Raw genomic sequence first — 20,132 nt, forward strand, 5'->3', positions numbered from 1 at the left:
TTCATAACATTTCCTCGTCATGTCGATGTTCAAACCTGGAATTCCTGTGGTCGCGCTGGCAGGCGCATTGTGCACTGCCTGCCCTGCTGACGACGACGCTTCGACGAGCCACGACGACGACTCGATGGGCGCCAGCGCTGGCGAGATGTCGCTCTCGGGGGACATGCCGAGCTCGGACACTGCCCCGAACACCGAGAGCGAGTCCGGCGAGGGCGAGTCCGGCGAGGGCGAGTCCGGCGGGGGCGAGTCCGGCGGGGGCGAGACCGGCGAGGGCGAGACTGGCGAGGGCGAGACTGGCGAGGGCGAGGCCGAGAACGGTGTGTGTCCCAGTTCTCCCACACTCCCCCACTTGCGGCTGACGGGCGCGATCAAGACTCTCGAGGGTTGGGTCCCGATCGACGAAACCTCGTGCGATCTCCCCGCGGTCGCGTCGTTCGACTTCGAGTACGAGGGCGGAACTCCCGCGGCTCACAGCTGCAACAGCGAAGAAAATCCCCAGCTCCAGTTCCAGTTTCGGTTCGGCCTCCCCAACAACAACTGGGAGCCCGAGTGGAACGAGGACTCGCTCTACATGATGAAGTGTGTAGACATGTACTTCTTCACCGAGCCTGCGGGCGATGACACCTGCCGGCTCGCTCGCGTCGACATCGTCGATCCCGACAACCCCGAGCTCCCGATCTACTCGGTCGGCTCGACGCTCACCCACCTCGACGAGAATGGCCTCGCGCTCGAGGCCATCAACCCGGTTCCCTGCGAGTCCAATTGCGCCGAAGGCGAGCTCTACGATCTGCGCTTCGCCACGGCGGACGGCGAGGCCGTCATCGATGCCCAAGGCTTCCCGTGGACCCATCTGGAGTCCGGGGGCAAGAAGTACCGCGCGATCCGCTTCGACGCGATGGCGGTCGAGACGAGCGAGGTGCAGAACCACTCAATTGGCGGCGAAGACGGCGAAGACGGCGGCGACGGCGAGGAAGACCCATGCGAGGACGCCGTCGGCGGGGAGTTGGTCTCGTGGGCCATGGTCCTCGAGAGCGACCCCGACCTCGAACCGAGCGACTCGGGCGGGGCCGGCAATCCGGAGCCGCCCGGCTCCTGTCTCGGCGAGATCGACAGCCCTCAGCCCGATCTCTTCGTCGGCGACGGCGTCGCGGATATGGAGCTGCGCCTGTGGACGATCGACTCCGAGCCGCCCGTGGAGCTGCAAGTCGGCGCACACGTCCACGTGCAAGGCAGCTTTGAAGACTGCTGTGATGACGACATCTCCGTCAAAGAGTCGGTGGTGGTCCGTGCCTACCCGAGCGAGCGCTTCATCCTCGGGCTCGTCGACTCGCACTGGCACGTCCCCCCCACACTCCCCGGGGGTGTCCTCGCCGCGATCGGCGAGACCTTCGACAGCTGGCTGCATCCCTTCGAGCTCAGCGCCCGCGACGACCTGCTGTGCAGCAAGAAGCTGTGGTCTGGCGCGGTCAGGACGCGCATGAGCGTCCAAGTCGACGCGGGGGAGTGCGAGAGCGCCAAGATCGTCGATGAAGACGAGGGCGCCTTCGCAGATGTGTTCTTTGTCGCTGCCGGCGACATGGATTCATGGTTCCCCAACGGCCAGAACGTCGACAGCATCAGCCACAGCGCGGTGTTCATCTCTCGTCAGAGCTGCGAGCCGGGCGAGTGCCCCGAGACCGCCAACTCATATGTCTGCCCGCCCGATTCTCAGGTCCAAGACCGCGCCTATATGAGCTTTGCTGGCTACGACTACGAGCCGGACGCTCTGGGTTATGACCATGTCTGTGAGATTCTCGCGATCGGTGACGACGGTCAGCGCATCGACTACGAACTCGACTGCGGGGGGCTGTGAACGAGTCTTGATCTCGCAGCTCGACCCCCAGCACGGGCGCGCCGAGCGACTCGCGGATGAGGTCGAGCTGCCGCCGTGATGGAAGTCAGACTCGCAGCACGTGCGACGTGAACTGCGGAAGCGTTACTCGAATTCCGCCACGCTAACGATGAAGCCCTGGCCGCCGCTCGGGCCGGTCGTCTGCCCCGTGTACTCGAACGTTGCCCGCAGCGACTCGCCCTCGAGCCCCCAGCTGATTAGCCCGCGAATCGACGTCCCGCTGACCTCGACGAGCTCGGTGAGGTCGGAAGAGAACACGGAGATCGGCGAGAGCTGAGCGTGGACCTGGTAGACCGGCTGGTCGTTGGTCCGCTCGACGGTGATGGGGATGGACACGAACACCATGCCATCGGAGTCGGCGAACGAGACCATGCCGTCGGCTTGGACGGCATCTCCAGCACATGCCACGCCGGCACCGCCTCCGACGTAGCGATTGATCCGATAGCTGCTCTGGTCCACCTCGAAGGTGGCCTCGGCCTCGAACACTGCGTTGGCGTTCTCGATGTTGATCTCATCGGTGCCCGGAGACCATGTCCACGTGCCCACGTAGGGCCCGGCGAGTTTCGCAAGCTCCTCACCGACGGGGACCCCCCACGGGGTGAAGTCCTTCGTCTCGAGGGCTTGTAGTTGGTACTCGCAGGGCCCGTCGTCCTGCGGTCCGGTCGTGTCTCCGCACGCGACGAGCATGAGGAACAGCGGGGCCAACAGGGCCCCAGGAGCCCTATGGAGTAGGGCGGCCATCCTCTGCACTTCGCGTAACCTCATCGACCACCACCCCTACGCGTGGAACTGCCGCGGCTCGATCGGACGGCCGAGCCGCTCGCCGAAGCGCACCACCCACTCGACGAGCGTGGGGTAAGTCCGGAGGACGTCCCGAAGCGGAGTCCGATTAGGCGTCGCGCCTGCGTGGACGACGAGTGGCCAGATCGAGCAATCGACCGTGCAGGGCTCCTCGCCGCACAGAAAGGGGTCGTCACCGAGCAAACCAACGATCTGCGCGATAACGTCAAAAGCAGCCGCGTAGCCCAGCTCGGGGTCGACCATCCGCGTACGCATGGCCCGACGGCGTTGCGTATAGTCGACATAGATCGCCGCGAGAGGGGCGAGAAACCCAGGCACAAAGTGGCGAACCAAAGCTTCGGTCAGCGGACGCTGCAGCCTAGCTCCCTCAGGCGTGATGAAGCGATCGTGGAGGATCGCATCATAAACAATCTCCTCGGCCAACGCCGCGAGCTCCCTCCCACGGGCGAGGCGCTCAGGATCAATGCCAGCATCGAGTCCGATCGTCTCCTCGAGCCGCGCGATGATCTCCCCGGACTCAGCCTGAAGTTCACCGTTCGGCCAGCGCACATAAGGGACGAGCTTCGTCGGGGACTTTCGCGTGTCTCCGACAACCTCCTCGAACGGCGTCCCCGTGAGCACGAGGTAGACCTCGACCTTCGCGCAGGGCGGGCTCTCGCTGAGCGGCAGGCCCATCGCCGCGGGAAACGTGTGGAGGACGATGCACGGCTGTGTGTCTGCCACGCCGGGAATGTACACCCACCCTAACTGAGCACCCACCAGACCCTGCTACGCTGCGCGAGATGCCGGTCCCGCAGCCCCTGCTCGACGCCCTGACCAAGCGCCGCGAGGCCGCCGACCTGCTCCAGCGAAACCTCCCAACCGAAGCGATCCTCGCCCTACGCGAGGCCGCCGAGTCGCTCGACACCCCCGACCCAGACTCGACTCGAACCGAGGCCCTCGCCGAGTCCCTCGACGCCCTCTCCAACCTACTGCGCACCGAAGGCCGCGTCGCCGAGGCGCTCGATCCCGCCGAGCGAGCGCTACGGCTGATCACCACCCTCGCCCGCAACGATCCCCCCCGCTACCTCCCCCTGCTCACCCGCGCAACCGACAACCTCGGTCGCTGCTACCAACAGCTACGCCAGTTCGAGCGCGCCGCCGCTGCCTACGAGCAAGCCACAGCCGGCTACGCGATCTTGATCGATCTCCCAGGATCCACAGCGCCCGAGCACCTACAGCTCGCCGAGGTGATGTCCCGCCACGCGCTCGCGCTCGCGCAGATCGGCGAGCTCGAGCGCGCCTACACGGTCGCCACCGCGTTCGTCGAGCGAGGCCGCGAGCTGCTCCCACGCTCACTCCCGCTGCTCGCTGGCGGCCTCCTGTTCCTCGCCGATCTCGCCGAAGATCTCGGCCGCCAACACGAGCGCATCGCCCACCTCACCGACGGCGTCCAGCTGCTCGAGCGCGCCGCTCAGGACGAGCTACCCGGCGCACGCGAGGCCGCCTCACGCATGGCGACGGCCCTGCACAACGCAACCAACTACTGATCCCCAGCCGCAGCCCCGCGCTTGCGTCGGCGCTTCTTCTTGTCGATCTTCTTCTCAATCCGCGAGGTCTCGCCGGTCTCGACCATCTTGCGCAGCACCTGCTCCATCTCGCGCGCGAAGATCAACCGCACCGACTCGGGCCCGGTCGACCGCAGCTCGCGAAACGCGTCGCTGATGCTCACGACCGAGTCACCGTGGCCAAACCCGTCACCCGCGTGATCCGCAAAGTACCCCGCGAGCTCCTTCGCGGCCTTGGCCAGGTGCTTTTGCAAGATCCCCGCAGCCCCAGTCGCCACGTCCACGCTCACGCCAGCGTCGTCGAGCCGCGCGGCGACCTGCAGCAGCCCAGGACTGGGCGCGAGATAGGCGTCATCACCGTGCTGTTCCAGCGTCCCCGCGCGGACCAGCTCGGCGATGAAGCCCGGCCGTCGCTCACCGATCAGCTCACGCAGCTGCGCCCGGGTCAGCAATTTCGGCCCATCATCGACCCACGCCGACGATAGCTGCTCCTCGAGCCCCAGCCACTCGTGCAGGACCACGTCGCCACGCTCGACCTGGGTCACGAGATCCTTGATCGCGCGCATCCGCAGCCCGCGATCTTGCATCTTGCCGATCATCTCGAGCCGCTCGATGTGCTGCTGGCCGTAGTAGGCGATGCGCCCGATCTTCTCCGGCTTGGGCAGCACACCCGACGACTGATAAAAGCGGATCGTCCGGCTGGGAATGCTGGTCGCCGCGGCGAGATCGTCGATCGTGTACGCCGGAGCTGCTTCGGCCTCGACCTGCTCGGCCGGAGCGTCTTCGGGCTCAACCTCGGCCGACTCACCCTCGCCACGCTTGGCGGCGCGGCGCTTCGCACGACGGGACGTGCTCGAGTTGCTGGTCTTGCTCGGCACAGGGCTCCGCTGGCTGAGGCTCAGCGTACCCGAAGACGCGAGCGGACTGAATTCGGCGGTGATCATGCTCATGAGTTGGCCCCGGCGAGCGGCGCGTCGGCGCGGCGGCGCTCATGCGCCAGCGGGCGGCTCAGCCGGCCGATCTGCGCCAGCGCCCGAGTCAGGGTCCGGCCCCAGCTGTCCGACCGATACGCGACGGCGTGAGCCGTGCACACCGCCCGGACCTCCCGCGAGACCTCGCGCAGCCGGTTGGTCGGCAAGGTCGGGAACAGGTGGTGCTCGATCTGCCGATCGAGCGCGCCACAGAACACCGAGACCAGCCACGGGACCTCGAAGTTGTTGGTCGCCTCGACCTGCATCGCGTACCGCTCACCCTTGCTGCGGGGGACCGTGCCCGCCGGGTACGAGCTGGTCTCCTCGCCCACGTGGCCACAGTGGATCGTGGCCGCCGAGTACACGTTGCGCAGCAGCTCGGACAGCAGGTTGCCGAGCACGGACTTGGCAAACACCAGGACCCCGAGCCACCAGCCAAACGCCAAGGTCGCGAGGGTTGGCCACAGCAGGTACTCCTTGGCGTAGTAGGGCACGAACTTGCGCAGCGCTCGGCCGAACGCGTCGCGGACCGAGGCCGGCGAGCGATCCTCGATGAAGTCGAACTCGCGCCCGCCCTTGTCGCCGGCCAGCACGTCCGAGACCCCCGTGAAGTGCAGGTTCATCGCAGCGGCGAAGCTGGGAAACACGAACAACAAGGTGATCGGCAGCTGAAAGTAGTGGACGAACCGGTGCGGCGTCTGCTCGGTCAGGCGCACCGGTCCAAAGTTGATGTCGGCGTCATGGCCAGCGACGTTGGTCAGGCCGTGGTGGCGGCCGTTGTGGCCGCGGATCCACGAGGCCTCGTCGATCGGGATCTGCCAGCTGTGCTGCCGCGAGTGGTACTTGCCCGCGTCGTCGATCCGGTTGTAGGCCCCGTGCAGCGCGGCGTGGCCGATCTCGGTCGCCTGCAGCTGCTTGTAGACCCACAGCGAGACCACGCCGACGCTGAACGTGAGCGGGCCAGGGCTGACCGCGATCAGCGTGCGCCCGACCAGCTCGGCGACGCGCGAGAGCCGGTCGACGCCGCGGATGTAGCGCAGATCTTCCTGGCCGACCTTGGCCAGGGTGCGCCTGCGGATCCCGTCGATCGCCTGTCCAAACGAGCGAAGCCGCTCGTCCTCGGTCGCCCAAGTGGTTCCAGAATCGGGCCCAGAAGTGGTGTAGTCGGTCGAATTCATGGTTTGAGAGGTCGCGTTGGAGGGTTTGACGTGCATGTCCTGCACTTCTTACTGCGACATCTATAACCGTGCCAGTGTTTACTGTCAAAGTAATTATGTCACGGTTTTCCGCGGCGCATCGCGGGCCCGCGCCCGCCCATCCGGGCGAGGCTCGGCCGTTGCCGGCACTGGGGCCCGACCGTATTCTCGCGCGGCATGAGCGAGCTCCACCGCAAGGTCATCATTCTCGGCTCCGGCCCGGCCGGCTACACCGCGGCGATCTACACCGCGCGCGCCAACCTCGAGCCGCTGATCATCACGGGCAACGAGCCCGGCGGTCAGCTGATGACGACCACGGACGTCGAGAACTACCCGGGCTACCCCAAGGGCGTGACCGGGCCCGACATGATGGACGAGCTGCGCGAGCAGGCCGAGCGGTTTGGTACGCAGATCCACTACGACATGGGCGTGCGCGTGGACCTGTCCAAGCGCCCGTTCGAGATCGAGGTCGACGGCGGCGAGGTGTTCACCTGTGACGCGCTGATCATCTCGACCGGCGCGACCGCCAAGTACCTGGGGCTGCCCAACGAGCAGCGCCTGCAAAAGTCCGGCGGCGGCGTCACCGCCTGCGCGACCTGTGACGGGCACTTCTACTCGGGTCAGGAGGTCGCGGTGATCGGCGGCGGCGACACGGCGATGGAGGAGGCCCAGTTCCTCACGCGGATGTGCAAGAAGGTCCACCTGATCCACCGCCGCGACGAGTTTCGGGCCAGCCAGATCATGCAAAAGCGGACGCTCGAGAACCCCAAGATCGAGGTCCACTGGAACCGCGCGGTCAAGGACGTGCTCGGCAAGGATCGCGTCGAAGGCCTGCTGCTCGAGAACACCGTCGACGGCTCGACCGAGGAGCTGGTCTGCACGGGCCTGTTCCTGGCGATCGGCCACGTGCCCAACTCGAAGATCTTCGAGGGCCAGCTCGACATGGACGAGACCGGCTACCTAAAGGTCAAGCCCGGTACGACCTACACCAACGTCGAGGGCGTGTTCGCCTCGGGCGACGTCGCCGACCACGTGTACCGCCAGGCCGTGACCGCGGCCGGGACCGGGTGCATGGCAGCGATCGACGCCGAGCGGTGGTTGGCCGAGCAAGCGGGCTGACCGCCCGACCCTGGTGTGGGCTGCTGATCACACAGGCGAGTACGCGCGGAGATGATCTGGGCTGCGGATGGCGAGCTTGGTACGCTCCAGCCATGATTCGACTGGTTCGACTGACTCGTCTTGCATCGGTTGCTTCGCTCGCGCTCGCGCTCGGCTGTGGTGATTCCTCGGGCTCCGAGGGGCGCACCACGGGGGCCTCTGCCTCGGAGACCGGTGTCACCTCGCTCGGTGACGGGGACTCGGGTGACGGCGATCCAGGCGACGGTGACCCAGGCGACGGCGACGGTGATCCAGGCGACGGCGACGGCGATTCAGGCGAGGGCGGCTCGTCGAAGTTCGACCTCGGCACGATCCCCGACGCCGCCCACAACTGCGAGAACACCGGGGAAGAGACCCAGTCGTACATCTGGATCGCCAACAGCAGCCAGAGCACCGTCTCGAAGATCAACACCCAGACCCTGGTCGAAGAGGCTCGCTACAGCACCCGCGACACCCCCGGTAACCCGTCGCGGACCTCGGTCGCGCTGTCCGGTAACGTCGCGGTCGCCAACCGCAGCGGCGGCGTCGTCAAGTTCATCTCCAACGTCGAGGAGTGCGAAGACACCAACGGCGTGCCCGGGATCCAGACCTCGAGCGGGCCCAACGACGTGCTGCCATTTGGGCAAGACGAGTGCATGTCCTGGTACACGCCGTTCAACTACTCCACGCAGCGGCCGCTGGCGTGGGCGCAGGGCGACTTCAACGAGGGCAGCTGCAAGTACGAGAACGAGAAGCTGTGGACGGCCGGCAACATTGGCAACGCCGAGGTCGTGCTCATGGACGGCGACACGGGCGTCGTCGAAGAGACGGTGATCATCCCCAACGTGATCGGCTGGGCCGGGCTGTACGGCGGCGCTGTCGACGGGCTTGGCAACTTCTGGACCGTCGATCACAACTGGAACGGCGCGAGCACGCTGGTGTACGTCGATCGCGAGATGTTCACCTACCAGACCTGGCCGGTCACGGGTCAGGTCCACTATGGGCTGGCGGTCGACTCCAAGGGCCGGGCGTGGCTGTGCGGGAGCGGTGGCGCGTCTCGCTTCGACCCCGAGACCGAGCAGTGGACCCACCTGCCGCCGGCCAATGGCGGCAGCGCGCTCGGTGGGTGCATGGAGGACGCCAACGGGGTGCTGTGGACCGCTCGCTACCCCGACCCGGTGCTGGTCGGGATCGACACCGACACCGTCCAGCTCGTGCAGTCGATCAACATTCCCTCGTATGTGCACGGGGTCAGCATTGACTTCGAAGGCTACATTTGGGGCGTCGAGTTTAGCGGGGACGAGGCGTTTCGGGTGGATCCCGTGAACCTCACGATCGACACGGTTGGCGGCCTGGTCGGCGCGTATACCTACAGCGACATGACTGGGTTTGCGCTGTCGGCCGCGGGCGTCCCCAGTGGCTAATTAGGCGCGGCCGCGGCCGAATCGCGCGCTTGCGAGGCACACCCCGGTCACGCACGGCCGTGCCGAGCGGCCGCGCTCGCTCGCCTGGATCTCTCGCCCCGAGCCCCGAGCCGGCCCCCAGGTGGGTTTTTTCCAGATTGGCCCGAGCGTCGGCTACCCTCGCCCCGGATGACCTCGGGTCTGGAAGAATTTGGCATCGTCGATGATGACGCCCCGATCGCTCGCTCCCCCGAGCTGACCGGCGGCAAGCCAGTCGACGACCGCGAGACTGACCCGGCGCTGGTCAAAAAGGCGCTCGAAGAGGTCAACCTGTTCACCGGCCTGCTGCCCACCCACCTGCAGCGCATCGCCAAGCTCGCGCGGGTCTACGAGTATGCCCGCAACGAGTACGTGTTTCGCCACGGCGACGACGGCGACGGGCTGTACCTGGTGCTCGACGGGGCGATCCGGATCTCGCGCAACATGGGGGGCATGGGCGAAGAGGCGCTCGCGGTCCTGCGCCCGGGCCAGCACTTTGGCGAGATGTCGCTGATCGACGACGACATCCCCCGCTCGGCCGACGCGGTGTGTCACGAAAACGCGCGGCTGCTCAAGCTGCCCAAGTTCGATCTGCGCGACCTGATGTTCGTCGACCGCGAGCTCGCCTACGAGCTGCTGTGGCGGTTTGTCCGGGGGCTCAGCGCGCGCCTGCGCGACTCGAACGACCGCCTGATGATGTTGACGGCGACCTCGAAATTCTGAGCCTGCGCTCGGGTACACTGCTCGGGGACACTGGCTCGGGTGCTTCTCGGGTAGCCCATGGACTCAGCCGAACACGAGAGGCCGGATCCAGACGCGCCGGTCAAGCAGTCGCACCTGCCGACCGAGGCGGGTCCGGTCGCGCGTGAGGGTGGCGACCCCATGGCGTCGATCCGCCCGGAGCTGTCTGGAGATCCGCCGCTCGTCACCGCGACCGTAGAGCTCTCGCAGCACTCGGCGCGCTCGAGCAACAGCGAGCTGGAGACCACGTACAAGCCCCCGACAGGGTCGAGCGGTGAGCCGGGCGAGCAGGTCACCCACGAGACGGGGCCGTTCTTGATCCCCGTGCACGAGCCCGGCGGTGCGCAGAGCCAGCCGCCTGGCGCAGGGGTCGACGCGCCCTACATGTTGCTGAAACAGATCGGCACAGGCGGCATGGGTGAGGTCTGGGAGGCCCGGCAGCGCTCGCTTGGCCGCCCGGTCGCGCTCAAGCGCCTGCGTGAGCGGCAGGACACCTCGCGCTCGATCCAGCAGCAGTTCGAGAGTGAGGCGCGGCTCACCGGGGCGCTCGACCACCCCAACATCGTGACCGTCCACGAGCTCGGGCGCGATCAGGCCGGCCGCGTGTTCTACACGATGAAGCGGATCGAGGGCACGGCCTGGCGCGAGGTGATCGCCTCTGGCCAGCGCCGGACGGGCGATGGCTCCGTCGTCCAGGTCGAGCTCCGCGATCACCTCGACATCCTGATCGAGGCCAGCCAGGCGGTCGCGTTCGCGCACAGCCGCGGGATCATCCACCGCGACATCAAGCCGGCCAACGTGATGATCGGCGACTACGGCGAGGTGCTGCTGGTCGACTGGGGCCTCGCGGTCGCCCTGTATCCGCTGCCGTCGCTGGGCGGGGTCCAGACCGGCACCCTGGCCTCGCTGCCCCGCTCGGCGCTGGTCTGTGGGACCCCGGCCTATATGTCGCCCGAGACCGCCAACGCCCAGCGCGAGCGCATCGGCCCCGCGACCGACGTCTACCTGCTCGGCGCCGTGCTGTTTCACGTGCTCTACGGCCGGCCGCCGCACCACGGCAAGACCGTCAAGCAGGTGATCACCAAGGCCAAGGTCAACGCGTGGACCTTCCCCGCCAAGATCCCCGGTCGGCTCAAGCCGTGGGACGCCCTGCTGCGACCGGTGCTCAACCGCTCGTTGGCCAGCGACTCCAGCCTGCGCTTCGCCGACGCGGGTGAGTTCGTCGAGGCGCTGCGTCTGGCGATCCGCAACTATGACTCGGCCAAGATCGCCAGCCAGGCGCAGGAGCAGCTCGACGCCTGGAGCGAGCAGGACGTGCATGGCGACGACTCCTATCGGATCCTCTCGGCCCTGATCGCGCGGCTCGAGGGCGCGCTCGAGTCATGGCCGAGCAACCTCGCCGCCCGCCAGACCCTGGGCCAGGCCCAGCTCGAGCTCGCAAAGGTGGCGCTGACCAACAGTGACCTCGAGCTCGCCAAGCTCAGCATCGACGCCTACGAGCGGCTGCCACCGCTGCCCGAGCCCGAGCCCGATCGCGTCAGCCGACGCCTGACGCTCCACCCGGTCGACGGCACCCTGGTCGGCGCCCCGCGTCCGACCGACTCGCTGCTCGCGGTGAGTAGCTCCAACCAGTGGAGCGGCTCGGCCGAGGCGCCGACCGACACACCCGCGCGCAAGCGCGAGGTCGCAGGCACGATCCACGTGGAGTCCACCACCGGCAGCGGCGCTCGGCTCGATCGCCGCAAGGAGCACCCTACCCTGGCGAGGCTGGCGAGCGTGGCGAGCGTGGCGAGCGTGCAGATCCAGCAGGTCAGCACCGAGGCGCTCCGCGACGATGAGCTCGAGCTGGCCGCCACCGCCCACCGGCTGCGCCAGCAGCTGAGCGAGCGCGAGCAGGCGGTCCAGCGACGCAGGCGCAAGCTGTGGTGGGCGGCCGCGCTCGCGGGCGTGCTGGGGGTCTGTCTGCTCGTGATCCTCGTGGTCGGCCGGATCGCGCTCGCCAACCAGCGCGACCGGGCCCGCGCCGAGCGAGACACGATCTCCAAGGTGTTGCTCAACGAGACCGCCAACGGCGTCGAGGCCCAGATCGAGCTGCACTACGGCCCGATCCACGGCGCCCTGATGACCGCGGCCTGGTGGGCCACCGACGGCAACTTCGACCTCGATGATCCGCAGCTGCTCAACCGCTACTTCATGCCGCTGCTCGACGGCCTCGAGTCGGCCAGCTCGGTGTTGTGGGCTGACGCCGAGGGCAACGAGTACATGCTGCTGCGCGATCCCACCGGCTGGCGCACGCGCAGCACCAGCGCGAGCGGGGATCGGGTGCTGCGCGTGTGGGGTCTCCACGGTGAGCTGCTCGAGCCGCCCGCCGACGTCAGCCCGGCCACACCCTACGACCCGCACACGCGCCCGTGGTACCAGGGCGGCGCAGATCTGCGCGAGCACGCCCGCCAGGCCGTCGCCCAGGCCAAGCCCCGCCCGATCTTCTGGACCGAGCCGTACCGGTTCTTCACCACCCAGGAGCTGGGGATCTCGGTCTCGACGCCCGTGACCAGCGTCGGCGGGCGCGAGTTCGTGCTCGCGTTCGACGTCAAGCTCGACGATCTCTCGCGGATCACCCGACGGCTGCCCGAGGGCATCGAGCAGGGTCAGGTGTTCGTGCTCGACGAACACCTGCGCGTACTCGGACTCCCGCGCGAGATCCCACCGTCATCGGGTGATCCAAACGACCTCCTGCTCGTCCCGATCACCGAGCTCGACGCCGCCCCCCTCTCGCGCGCAGCCGTGCTCGAGTGGAGCGCCCTCGGCCGCGCCTCAGAGCCGTTCGTCCTCGACCTCATGGCCCACGGGCGCTACTGGGTCAGCGTGCGCCAGATAACTCGCCCCGACCGCCCAAAGCTGTGGATCGGCGTGGTCGTCCCCGAGTCGCACTTCCTGGACCACTAAGAAGCGAAGCGGCGAAGTGCCAAACCCACTGTGAGGCTCTACAGCACCCCAAGCCCCCTCCCAAAGGGCCACACATGCGCTCGCATACAAACGGCCCCGAGGAGCGAAGCGACCAGACGCGCCAGCGGCTGCAATCGGCGAAGTGCCAAACCCACTGTGACGTCCTACCGCACCCCAAGAGCCCCCTCCCAGGGGGCCACACATGCGCTCGCATACAAACGGCCCCGAGGAGCGAAGCGACCAGACGCGCCAGCGGCTGCAATCGGCGAAGTGCCAAACCCCATGTGGGGGTCTAAGTCAGCTCGTCCACTGGGCGAAGCGCTTGGTCAGGGTGCGCTCGTCTTGGCGGGTGTAGTCGCCGATGATCTCGCGCTCGACGAAGCGCGACAGCGAACCATAATGTTTGCGCAGGCGGCCGACGAAGTTGGCGGGCGCGGCGATGTACAGCTTGCGGAATTCCCCCGACGACTGGCCCCGACGCAGACGCTCGACCAGCTCGCGGACGAAGCGGCGCTGCTCTTCAGCCTCTGCGCCGCTGGTGTCGATGTGCAGGTGGGCGTTGGAATCGGTCGGATCCAGGCGCTCGCGCGCCTCAGGGTGCTCGAGCTGCTCTATCTCTTCGAGCGTGGGGTTGAGCTTGGTCCCACCAACTTTATACAGGTGGGCTTGGCCTTGGTCAGCGACGACAAACAGGGTCGGAATCATTCACACCTCCAGTGCTCTGATTGTCGGATCCTCGATTGCGAATACGCAAGCGGTTTTTTCGGCAGCTCAGGCGAGGTTGCGCGCCAGCCGGTGCCATCGCACTGAATGTAGTTATCCCCACATGGATCAGTCGTATTGGGCAGCGCCTACAGCGGCCCATCGAGCACCGCGACGTCAACCCACGTGTCGGTGCTCAGCTCCACAAAGGTCAGCGCGGTGCGAACCTTGCCGTCGGCGCTCACGGCTTCGTGTGCCATCGCTTCGAGCGCGGGACCGAGCAGGCGGATCATCTCGGGGATGTCGACGCGCCAGCGCCCCTGCTCGCCATCGCCCTCGCGTGCCTCGTTGCGCAGCCACACGACCGGCTCACCATCGAGCCGGATCTCGGCGTGCTCCCCCGCGTCGTCGACCCACACGTCGTCGAGCACGATGTCCTCGAGCTGCTCGCCAACGAGGCCGGCGCTGACGGCCCGCTCGAACAGGCCGCGACCATCGAGCGCCTCGAGCTCCTCGCGCGTGATCTGGGTGCGGATCTGCAAGACCAGCATCACGCGCATCAGATCCAAGTCCTCGAGCTCGTCGCGGGTCGCTCGCAGCGCCGCCACGCGCAGGTGCTCGTAGAGGTTCGAGGTCTCCCCGACCACCCACTCGCGCGCGGCGGCGGGATCATGGGCGCTGAGGGCGGCGGCGTAGTGACGCACGCTCTCGCGCACGGCCTCGTACTCGACGAGCGGGTCCGCGCTGGCAACCGACGGCGCGGGCGCGGGCGCCTCGAGGACCACGGTGGGCTTGCACCCGCTGACCAACACCAGCGCGAGCGCCCCGTGATGCAGTCCGATCCGAGCCCACGTGATCGCGTTCACAGCACCTCGTCGAGCGCTCGCACGAGACGGTCGACCTCGTCGAGGGTGTTGTAGTGGACCATGCTGACGCGCACGATCCCGTCGGCCTCGGCGAGTCCGAGCGCCTCGATCCCGCGCCGCGCGTAGAAGTCACCCCAGCGGATCGCGAGCTTGCGAGGATCGAGCAGCGGCGGGATCTCACTGGCTTTGCGGCCGTCCACGACAAACGCGATCGTCGGGACCCGCAGCGCAGGATCACTCGACCGCGGGCCGATGATCCGCACCTTGGGGTGCTCACGCAAGAACCCGAGCAGGCGCTCGGCGAGCTGGGCCTCGTGGGCGGCGAACAGCTCGAAGCTGCGCCCAAACGCGTGGCGATCGGAGGTCGCAGGCCGCTCGTGGTGGTGGGCGTCGACGGCCGAGAGGTAGTCGCCGATCCCGAGCAAGCCCGCGCACAGCTCATGGTTGGCGTTGCCGGGCTCGAGCTTGTACGGCACCTGCTGCTCGCCGACGAAGTAGTGATTTTGCGAGCGCGCGGCCTCGAGCAGCTCGCGCCGACCCCAGAGCAAGCCCAGGTGCGGCCCGTAGATCTTGTAGAGGCTGACCAGGTAGTAGTCGACGTCGAGCGCGGCCACGTCGACCAACCGATGCGGCGCGTAGGCGACCCCGTCCACGCACAGCTGCGCGCCGACCTGGTGGACCGCCGCGGCGATCGCTTTGACGTCGTGGATGCGCCCGACCACGTTGGCGCAGTGGGTCATGCACACCAGGCGGACCCGCTCGTCGAGCAGCGGGGCGAGGTCGTCGAGCTCGAGCGTGGCGGTCTCCGGTCGCAGACGCCAGGTCAGCACCTCGATCCCCTGCTCGGCGAGGGCTGCCCAGGGGCCGATGTTGGCCTCGTGATCCAGCTCGCTGACGATGATCTTGTCGCCGTCGCGCCACAGCGGGCGCAGGGCCATCGCCAAGATCTTGGCGTTGAGCGTCGTCGAGGGTCCGATCGCGACCTCGCCCGGCTGCGCGCCAAGCAGCCGCTCGGCGAAGGCGTGGGCCTCGCTCACGATCTGCGTGGCCCGCTGCGACAGCGAGTAGCTCGCCCCGAGCTGGACCATGTAGCGGCGCAGGTAGTCGGCGATCCGGGTCTGAACCTGCTGCGGCGCGACGGACCCGCCAGCGTTGTCCATCAGCGCCCAGTCCGGCCAGTGCTGGGCCAGCGCCGGAAACTGCGAGCGGACAAAGTCGACGTCGAGCGCGGGCACGGACTCAGGTTACACCCTCGATCGCTCAGAGATCTGGCAGCACGCCGAGGCCGGCCTCGTCGGTCTTGGGCTCGCTCGGCGCCGGCTTCGGCTTCGGCGCGGGCACGACCGGCCTCGGCTCGCGTGTGCGCGGACGCGAGATCCCCCAGCCCGACGCGCTCGGATCGACGTCGAGCTCGGGATGAACCTCGAACACCGGTTCTGCGGACTCGAACTCGTCCGGCTCGGGCTCCGCGTAGATCACCCGCGCGACGCCGTGAATGTCGGCCGCGTCCGGCAGCGTGGCGACATCGGGGACGACCTGCGGCTCCGGGTCCGGCGCCGGCGCCGGCCTGGGCGTAGGCGTGGGCGCGGGCGTGGGCGCGGGCATGGTCGCGGCGCCGCTGCGTCGACCGTGGACGGCGACGCCCTCGAACCGCGCGCGAGCCTCCATGACCTTGGCCACGTAGGTCTGGCTGTAGTCGGGGAAGGTCTCGCCAGCCTCGAGCCAGCGCTTCACGTTGCCGGGGCCGGCGTGGTAGGCCGCGACCGCCTTCTGCTCATCACCGAATTTGGCGAGCATCTCGGCCAGGTACAGCGATCCCGCGCGGACATTGAACTTCGGATCGTAGGCGTGGGCGCTGCGCTCGCCCATGCGCTTGGCCAGGTACGCGGCGGTCGCTGGCATCAGCTGCATCAGGCCGCGGGCCCCCGCGGGGGACTTGGCCTGGGGATCAAACCGACTCTCGACCCAGATCACCGCGTTGATGAGGACCGGATCCACGCCGTGCTCACTCGCGGCGTGCTCGACGATCTCCTGAACGGCCAGGATCCGGGCCCGCTCGTTGTCGCTGAAGGCCTCGAGCGCGACGACCGGCGCTGGGCTCACCGCACCCTGTCCCGCGGGTGCAGCGCTCGGCTGCGCCGTCGTCGATCCCGCGACGCAGCCGCCGAGCGCGAGGATCACGCCAGCCGTCGCAACACCGAGAACCAAGCCAAGATGGAGATTTGGGGACAGCCGCATGGCCGCCACACTAAGGAAAGCCGCGCCGACACCGAATTTATCGACAAACCCGCGGCCCACCTAGACATCCGTGCCGCTCCCGCAGGCCGGCAACCGGACCGGTACCCCTCACGACCATCCGACTTGACCGCCGCCAGCAGATCCATATCCTTCGCTCCCCCGCGCATGTGCGGTGGCCCCGGGACCTGGGTCGACGTCCCCGCCGAGACGAGCGCATCGTCGCTAAGAAGAACGACAGTGAGCGACCAAGCCATCATCAAGACCGGCGGCAAGCAGTACCGCGTCGCCGTGGGCGACAAGCTGCGTATCGAGAAGCTCTCCGCCGAGGTTGGCGGGTCCGTCGAGTTCGGCGAGGTCCTGCTCGTCGGCTCTGGCGACGACGCCCAGATCGGCACCCCGCTCGTCGCGGGCGCCAAGGTCAGCGGCCTCGTCAAGTCCCACGGCCGCGGCAAGAAGCTGATCGTCTACAAGTTTCGCCGCCGCAAGAACTACCGGCGCAAGAACGGGCACCGTCAGTCCTACACCGAGGTCGAGATCACCGGGATCTCCGCCTGAGGCCTGAGCCTCGAACTAGACTCGAACTAGAAAGGGAGCACTGAAATGGCACACAAAAAAGGCCAGGGCTCGATCAAAAACGGCCGCGACTCCAACGCCCAACGGCGTGGCGTCAAGATCTACGGCGGCCAAGCGATCCGCGCCGGAAACATCATCGTTCGTCAGGTCGGCTCGACCTTCTGGGCCGGCGAGGGCGTCAGCCGCGGGCGCGACTTCACCCTGTTCGCCACACGCGACGGGGTCGTCCGGTTCCACAAGGGTGGCAGCAAGGCGCAGCGCCGCAGCTACATCTCGGTGGACCCGGTCGCGCAAGACCTCGAAGCCGCCGCGGAGTAAGCACGGGGCGCCGATCAGTCTGATCGGCGCTTTGGCATCCTCCTGGCCCTCCGACCCCGGTCGAGAGGGCCTTTGACGTTTCCGATCATCTGGATCATCTGGACAGCTCATGCGCTTCATCGATCGTGTTCGCATTCAGGTTCGTGCCGGCGACGGTGGCGATGGGGCGGTCGCGTGGCGCCGTGAGGCTCACGTGCCCAAGGGCGGCCCGGCCGGCGGCGACGGTGGTGACGGCGGCGACGTGTGCCTGGTCGTCGACGCCCAGCTGTCGACCTTGCTCGAGCTCAAGTACCGCCAGCACCACGACGCCGAGAGCGGCCGCCCAGGCGGCGGCGCCAGCAAGAACGGGCGCGGCGGGGAGCTCCTGGAGATCCGCGTGCCAGTTGGCACCGCGGTCTACTACGAGGGTGAGGCCACCGCTCACGGTGAGACACCTCCGTGGCTCGACGGTGCGCCCGACGGGATCACGATCGAGTCCGATGATGACGGCGATGACGGCGAGGGCATGCAGAATTTCTGGGTCGTCGGCGATCGCGTCGTCGATCATGATCCAGGTCTAGACGACCCGGACGCCGATCCTGATGGCGAGCAAGCTGACGACGCTGATGGCGGCGAGGCCGAGCAAGCCGAGGCCGAGCCACAGACCACCGCCTCGCTGGTCGAGTTCGGCGAGCTCGACCAGCAGCGGCTCGAGCTGATCGAGCTCGGCGCGCCCGCCGAGGTGATCGCGGCCGGCGAGACCATCTCGAGCGGCGCCCAGCGCCGTCACATCCGCCCGCGTGGACGCCGTCAGGGCCAGCGCGACGAGCCCCGCAGCTACGAACCCGGCGAGCTGATCTGCGACCTCGACCACGACGGCGAGCGCGTGCTGATCGCCCGCGGCGGCCGAGGTGGGCGGGGCAACGTGCACTTTCGTTCCTCGACCAACCGCTCGCCCGACCGCGCCGAGCCGGGCACGGCCGGCCAGGGCATGTGGCTGCGGCTCGAGCTCAAGCTGCTCGCCGACGTCGGCATCGTCGGCTACCCCAACGTCGGCAAGTCCACCTTGATCAGCAAGATCTCGCGCGCGCGGCCCGAGATCGGCGCCTACCCCTTCACGACCCTGACCCCGCAGCTCGGCGTCGTCAGCCTGCCCGGCGACGATCATCACCACCGCAGCATGGTCGTCGCCGATGTGCCCGGCCTGGTCGACGGCGCCAGCGAGGGGCGTGGCCTGGGTCACGAGTTCCTGCGTCACCTCGAGCGGACCCGCGTGCTCCTGCATCTGCTCGCGCCCGATCCAACCCCCGGGCGCGAGCTGCTCCGCGATCTCGACGCCCTCGAGGGTGAGCTGCGTCGCTACGGCCCGATGTTCGAGGGTCGCCCGCGCGTGGTCGCGCTCAACAAGATCGACACCGACGAAGGCCGCGAGCTGATCAAGCAGACCCGCCGGGCGCTTCGCAAGCGCAACATTCCGTTGTTTGCGATCAGCGCTGTCACCGGCGAGGGCACCGACGCCCTGCTCGAAGCGCTGTGGCGACGGCTGCAGCTGCACAGCCAGGTGAGCGGCCCAAACACTGGGTCCACGGCCGAGTCTGAGCCCTCGTCCTGACCTGTCGAACAGCCTCCATGGCCGCCGTCGTTTGGTTCCTTCACCCCAATTAGTGGCCACCCAAGCGTTGGCCCCAGGCCGCGAGTTCCGGCACTGAACGGCCGCTCTCGATCATTGATCCTGACCGCTTCGCGGCTGGCGAGGCCCGAGTCGCCCTGATACCGTTGTGGGGTGTCGCGTTCCAAGTGGAACTCTCGTCCGTGGGCTTGGCTCGCGGTGTTGACGTTGGCGTTCGTGGTCTCGCTGTCGGGCTCGCTCACCTCGGTGAGTCTCGCCGCGCCGCCTCCGGCGACCGGTCAAGCGATCCCGCCTGACGATCTGCCGCAGGGCCAGCCGGCCGAACAACCAGCGACGCCGCCCGAAGACGACGACACGGCCGACCTGTTTCAGACCACCGAGACCCCCGATGGGGTCGACTCCAGCCGCCGCGAGAGCGAGATCTACGGGGCCCGGATCGACGGCCTGCAGGGCGAGGTCGACGACCTCAAGGAGCGCATCTTTCGTAGCAAGGCGCGGCTGTCGGTCCTCAAAGAGACGGTGCTGCACGGGGTGCTCGCGGGCAGCCGGGTGATCATCGCTCACCGCAACCTGATGGGCTCGCAGTTTCGCCTGACCAAGCTCGCGGTGATCCTCGACGGCGCGCAGATCTACGCGCGCACCGACGACAGCGGCGCCCTCGATCAGGAAGACGAGCTGACCGTGCTCGACGGCAACATCGTCCCCGGGCCCCACACGATCACGGTCGAGCTGACCTACCAGGGTCAGGGGTTTGGCGTGTTCAGCTACCTCAACGGCTACACGTTCGAGAGCCGCAGCTCGCACAACTTCACCGCCCCCGAGAACGGCTCGGTCCGGCTCATGAGCTCGGGCTTCGAGAAGGGCAACGTGACCACGGAGATGAAGGATCGGCCCAGCATCGACTGGCAAGAGATCCCGCTCGACGCCTCCGGCAAGCCGCTCCCGCAGGTCCAGCGCAAGCCCGGCAAGTCGCCGAGCAAGTCCAAGTCGAAGACCAAGCCCGCGACCAAGAAGCCCTCGGAGCCGGCCAGCCCGGGTACCAGTTCGAGCCCGGCCGCCGACAAGCCCGCGACCCCGGCCGCCCAAAAACCCGCCGCTCAGAAGCCCGCCGCCCAGAAGCCCGCCGAGCCCAAGCCCGCGGGCGAGTGAGCACC

At 67.9% G+C, this 20,132-nt stretch carries 18 protein-coding genes; 10 read left to right on the forward strand and 8 right to left on the reverse strand.

Annotation, left to right across the window (positions count from 1 at the left end):
• Positions 1 to 19: 19 nt before the first annotated feature.
• Complete coding sequence (locus tag ENSA7_RS35925; RefSeq protein ID WP_146158534.1) at positions 20 to 1,852, forward strand: hypothetical protein; 1,833 nt, start codon at positions 20 to 22, stop codon at positions 1,850 to 1,852.
• A gap of 123 nt (positions 1,853 to 1,975) precedes the next feature.
• Here the strand turns inward: ENSA7_RS35925 and ENSA7_RS35930 are convergent, their stop codons facing one another.
• Together ENSA7_RS35930 and ENSA7_RS35935 are read right to left on the reverse strand one after the other, a co-directional pair.
• Complete coding sequence (locus ENSA7_RS35930) at positions 1,976 to 2,632, reverse strand: hypothetical protein (RefSeq protein WP_146158535.1); 657 nt, start codon at positions 2,630 to 2,632, stop codon at positions 1,976 to 1,978.
• A gap of 36 nt (positions 2,633 to 2,668) precedes the next feature.
• The gene (locus ENSA7_RS35935; protein WP_146158536.1) at positions 2,669 to 3,367 is read right to left on the reverse strand and encodes a glutathione S-transferase family protein; all 699 of its coding nucleotides are present in this window, start codon (positions 3,365 to 3,367) and stop codon (positions 2,669 to 2,671) included.
• 107 nt (positions 3,368 to 3,474) lie between these two features.
• On the opposite strand from ENSA7_RS35935, the gene ENSA7_RS35940 reads away from it, so the two are divergent.
• Positions 3,475 to 4,221 carry a hypothetical protein gene (locus ENSA7_RS35940; protein ID WP_106093929.1) on the forward strand — a complete coding sequence of 249 codons (747 nt, stop codon included), beginning with the start codon at positions 3,475 to 3,477 and terminating at the stop codon, positions 4,219 to 4,221.
• On the opposite strand, the gene ENSA7_RS35945 is transcribed toward ENSA7_RS35940, so the two are convergent.
• Positions 4,215 to 5,189 carry a MerR family transcriptional regulator gene (locus tag ENSA7_RS35945; RefSeq protein ID WP_106093930.1) on the reverse strand — a complete coding sequence of 325 codons (975 nt, stop codon included), beginning with the start codon at positions 5,187 to 5,189 and terminating at the stop codon, positions 4,215 to 4,217. The two genes, ENSA7_RS35940 and ENSA7_RS35945, sit on opposite strands and share 7 nt — an antisense overlap.
• A complete protein-coding gene (locus tag ENSA7_RS35950) occupies positions 5,186 to 6,424 on the reverse strand; it encodes a fatty acid desaturase family protein (protein ID WP_106093931.1) in 1,239 nt (412 codons plus the stop codon). Before ENSA7_RS35950 ends, ENSA7_RS35945 begins: the two co-directional genes overlap by 4 nt.
• A gap of 159 nt (positions 6,425 to 6,583) precedes the next feature.
• On the opposite strand from ENSA7_RS35950, the gene trxB reads away from it, so the two are divergent.
• From trxB to ENSA7_RS35970, 4 genes are all read left to right on the forward strand, one after another.
• Positions 6,584 to 7,525 (forward strand): thioredoxin-disulfide reductase, encoded by a 942-nt coding sequence (gene trxB, locus ENSA7_RS35955; protein WP_106093932.1) that lies wholly within the window; start codon positions 6,584 to 6,586, stop codon positions 7,523 to 7,525.
• A 92-nt stretch (positions 7,526 to 7,617) separates the two neighbouring features.
• Positions 7,618 to 8,967 (forward strand): NHL repeat-containing protein, encoded by a 1,350-nt coding sequence (locus ENSA7_RS35960; RefSeq protein WP_106093933.1) that lies wholly within the window; start codon positions 7,618 to 7,620, stop codon positions 8,965 to 8,967.
• Positions 8,968 to 9,135: 168 nt separating this feature from the next.
• Positions 9,136 to 9,708 carry a Crp/Fnr family transcriptional regulator gene (locus ENSA7_RS35965; RefSeq protein WP_106093934.1) on the forward strand — a complete coding sequence of 191 codons (573 nt, stop codon included), beginning with the start codon at positions 9,136 to 9,138 and terminating at the stop codon, positions 9,706 to 9,708.
• 57 nt (positions 9,709 to 9,765) lie between these two features.
• Positions 9,766 to 12,672, forward strand: coding sequence for a protein kinase domain-containing protein (locus ENSA7_RS35970; protein ID WP_106093935.1), 2,907 nt, complete (start codon positions 9,766 to 9,768; stop codon positions 12,670 to 12,672).
• Between the two features lie 297 nt (positions 12,673 to 12,969).
• Here ENSA7_RS35970 and ENSA7_RS35975 read toward each other — a convergent pair whose 3' ends face one another.
• The 4 genes from ENSA7_RS35975 to ENSA7_RS45170 all read right to left on the reverse strand — a co-directional run bounded on the left by ENSA7_RS35975 (position 12,970) and on the right by ENSA7_RS45170 (position 16,478).
• On the reverse strand, positions 12,970 to 13,377 hold the full coding sequence (locus ENSA7_RS35975; RefSeq protein ID WP_106093936.1) for a host attachment protein: 408 nt from the start codon (positions 13,375 to 13,377) through the stop codon (positions 12,970 to 12,972).
• Positions 13,378 to 13,523: 146 nt separating this feature from the next.
• Positions 13,524 to 14,240 (reverse strand): hypothetical protein, encoded by a 717-nt coding sequence (locus tag ENSA7_RS35980; protein WP_106093937.1) that lies wholly within the window; start codon positions 14,238 to 14,240, stop codon positions 13,524 to 13,526.
• Positions 14,237 to 15,475: a cysteine desulfurase-like protein gene (locus ENSA7_RS35985; protein ID WP_106093938.1), complete on the reverse strand. Its 1,239-nt coding sequence runs from the start codon at positions 15,473 to 15,475 to the stop codon at positions 14,237 to 14,239. Before ENSA7_RS35985 ends, ENSA7_RS35980 begins: the two co-directional genes overlap by 4 nt.
• 25 nt (positions 15,476 to 15,500) lie before the next feature.
• Entirely contained in the window at positions 15,501 to 16,478 is a 978-nt protein-coding gene (locus tag ENSA7_RS45170; RefSeq protein ID WP_219908118.1) for a lytic transglycosylase domain-containing protein, read from the reverse strand.
• A 237-nt stretch (positions 16,479 to 16,715) separates the two neighbouring features.
• On the opposite strand from ENSA7_RS45170, the gene rplU reads away from it, so the two are divergent.
• The 4 genes from rplU (at position 16,716) to ENSA7_RS36015 (ending at position 20,127) form a co-directional block, all read left to right on the forward strand.
• Complete coding sequence (gene rplU / locus ENSA7_RS35995; protein WP_244924022.1) at positions 16,716 to 17,033, forward strand: 50S ribosomal protein L21; 318 nt, start codon at positions 16,716 to 16,718, stop codon at positions 17,031 to 17,033.
• Between the two features lie 45 nt (positions 17,034 to 17,078).
• Positions 17,079 to 17,369: a 50S ribosomal protein L27 gene (gene rpmA, locus ENSA7_RS36000; RefSeq protein WP_106093940.1), complete on the forward strand. Its 291-nt coding sequence runs from the start codon at positions 17,079 to 17,081 to the stop codon at positions 17,367 to 17,369.
• 109 nt (positions 17,370 to 17,478) lie between these two features.
• Positions 17,479 to 18,960, forward strand: a complete 1,482-nt coding sequence (locus tag ENSA7_RS36010; RefSeq protein WP_219908119.1) for an Obg family GTPase — start codon at positions 17,479 to 17,481, stop codon at positions 18,958 to 18,960.
• A 171-nt stretch (positions 18,961 to 19,131) separates the two neighbouring features.
• Positions 19,132 to 20,127: a COX15/CtaA family protein gene (locus ENSA7_RS36015; RefSeq protein ID WP_146158537.1), complete on the forward strand. Its 996-nt coding sequence runs from the start codon at positions 19,132 to 19,134 to the stop codon at positions 20,125 to 20,127.
• Positions 20,128 to 20,132 lie beyond the last annotated feature (5 nt).

Origin of the sequence: Enhygromyxa salina (genome assembly GCF_002994635.1) — a bacterium.
GTDB lineage: Bacteria > Myxococcota_A > Polyangia > Nannocystales > Nannocystaceae > Plesiocystis > Plesiocystis salina_B.

What these genes read in the sequence shown, in the direction of transcription:
- ENSA7_RS35970 (WP_106093935.1), top strand. Translation starts at nt 9,766, where the DNA reads ATGGACTCAGCCGAACACGAGAGGCCGGATCCAGACGCGCCGGTCAAG.
- ENSA7_RS35960 (WP_106093933.1), top strand. Translation starts at nt 7,618, where the DNA reads ATGATTCGACTGGTTCGACTGACTCGTCTTGCATCGGTTGCTTCGCTC.
- ENSA7_RS35945 (WP_106093930.1), bottom strand. Translation starts at nt 5,189, where the DNA reads ATGAGCATGATCACCGCCGAATTCAGTCCGCTCGCGTCTTCGGGTACG.
- ENSA7_RS35935 (WP_146158536.1), bottom strand. Translation starts at nt 3,367, where the DNA reads ATGGGCCTGCCGCTCAGCGAGAGCCCGCCCTGCGCGAAGGTCGAGGTC.
- ENSA7_RS35925 (WP_146158534.1), top strand. Translation starts at nt 20, where the DNA reads ATGTCGATGTTCAAACCTGGAATTCCTGTGGTCGCGCTGGCAGGCGCA.
- ENSA7_RS35975 (WP_106093936.1), bottom strand. Translation starts at nt 13,377, where the DNA reads ATGATTCCGACCCTGTTTGTCGTCGCTGACCAAGGCCAAGCCCACCTG.
- rpmA (WP_106093940.1), top strand. Translation starts at nt 17,079, where the DNA reads ATGGCACACAAAAAAGGCCAGGGCTCGATCAAAAACGGCCGCGACTCC.
- ENSA7_RS45170 (WP_219908118.1), bottom strand. Translation starts at nt 16,478, where the DNA reads ATGCGGCTGTCCCCAAATCTCCATCTTGGCTTGGTTCTCGGTGTTGCG.
- ENSA7_RS35950 (WP_106093931.1), bottom strand. Translation starts at nt 6,424, where the DNA reads ATGCACGTCAAACCCTCCAACGCGACCTCTCAAACCATGAATTCGACC.
- trxB (WP_106093932.1), top strand. Translation starts at nt 6,584, where the DNA reads ATGAGCGAGCTCCACCGCAAGGTCATCATTCTCGGCTCCGGCCCGGCC.
- ENSA7_RS36010 (WP_219908119.1), top strand. Translation starts at nt 17,479, where the DNA reads ATGCGCTTCATCGATCGTGTTCGCATTCAGGTTCGTGCCGGCGACGGT.
- ENSA7_RS35965 (WP_106093934.1), top strand. Translation starts at nt 9,136, where the DNA reads ATGACCTCGGGTCTGGAAGAATTTGGCATCGTCGATGATGACGCCCCG.
- ENSA7_RS35940 (WP_106093929.1), top strand. Translation starts at nt 3,475, where the DNA reads ATGCCGGTCCCGCAGCCCCTGCTCGACGCCCTGACCAAGCGCCGCGAG.
- ENSA7_RS35930 (WP_146158535.1), bottom strand. Translation starts at nt 2,632, where the DNA reads ATGGCCGCCCTACTCCATAGGGCTCCTGGGGCCCTGTTGGCCCCGCTG.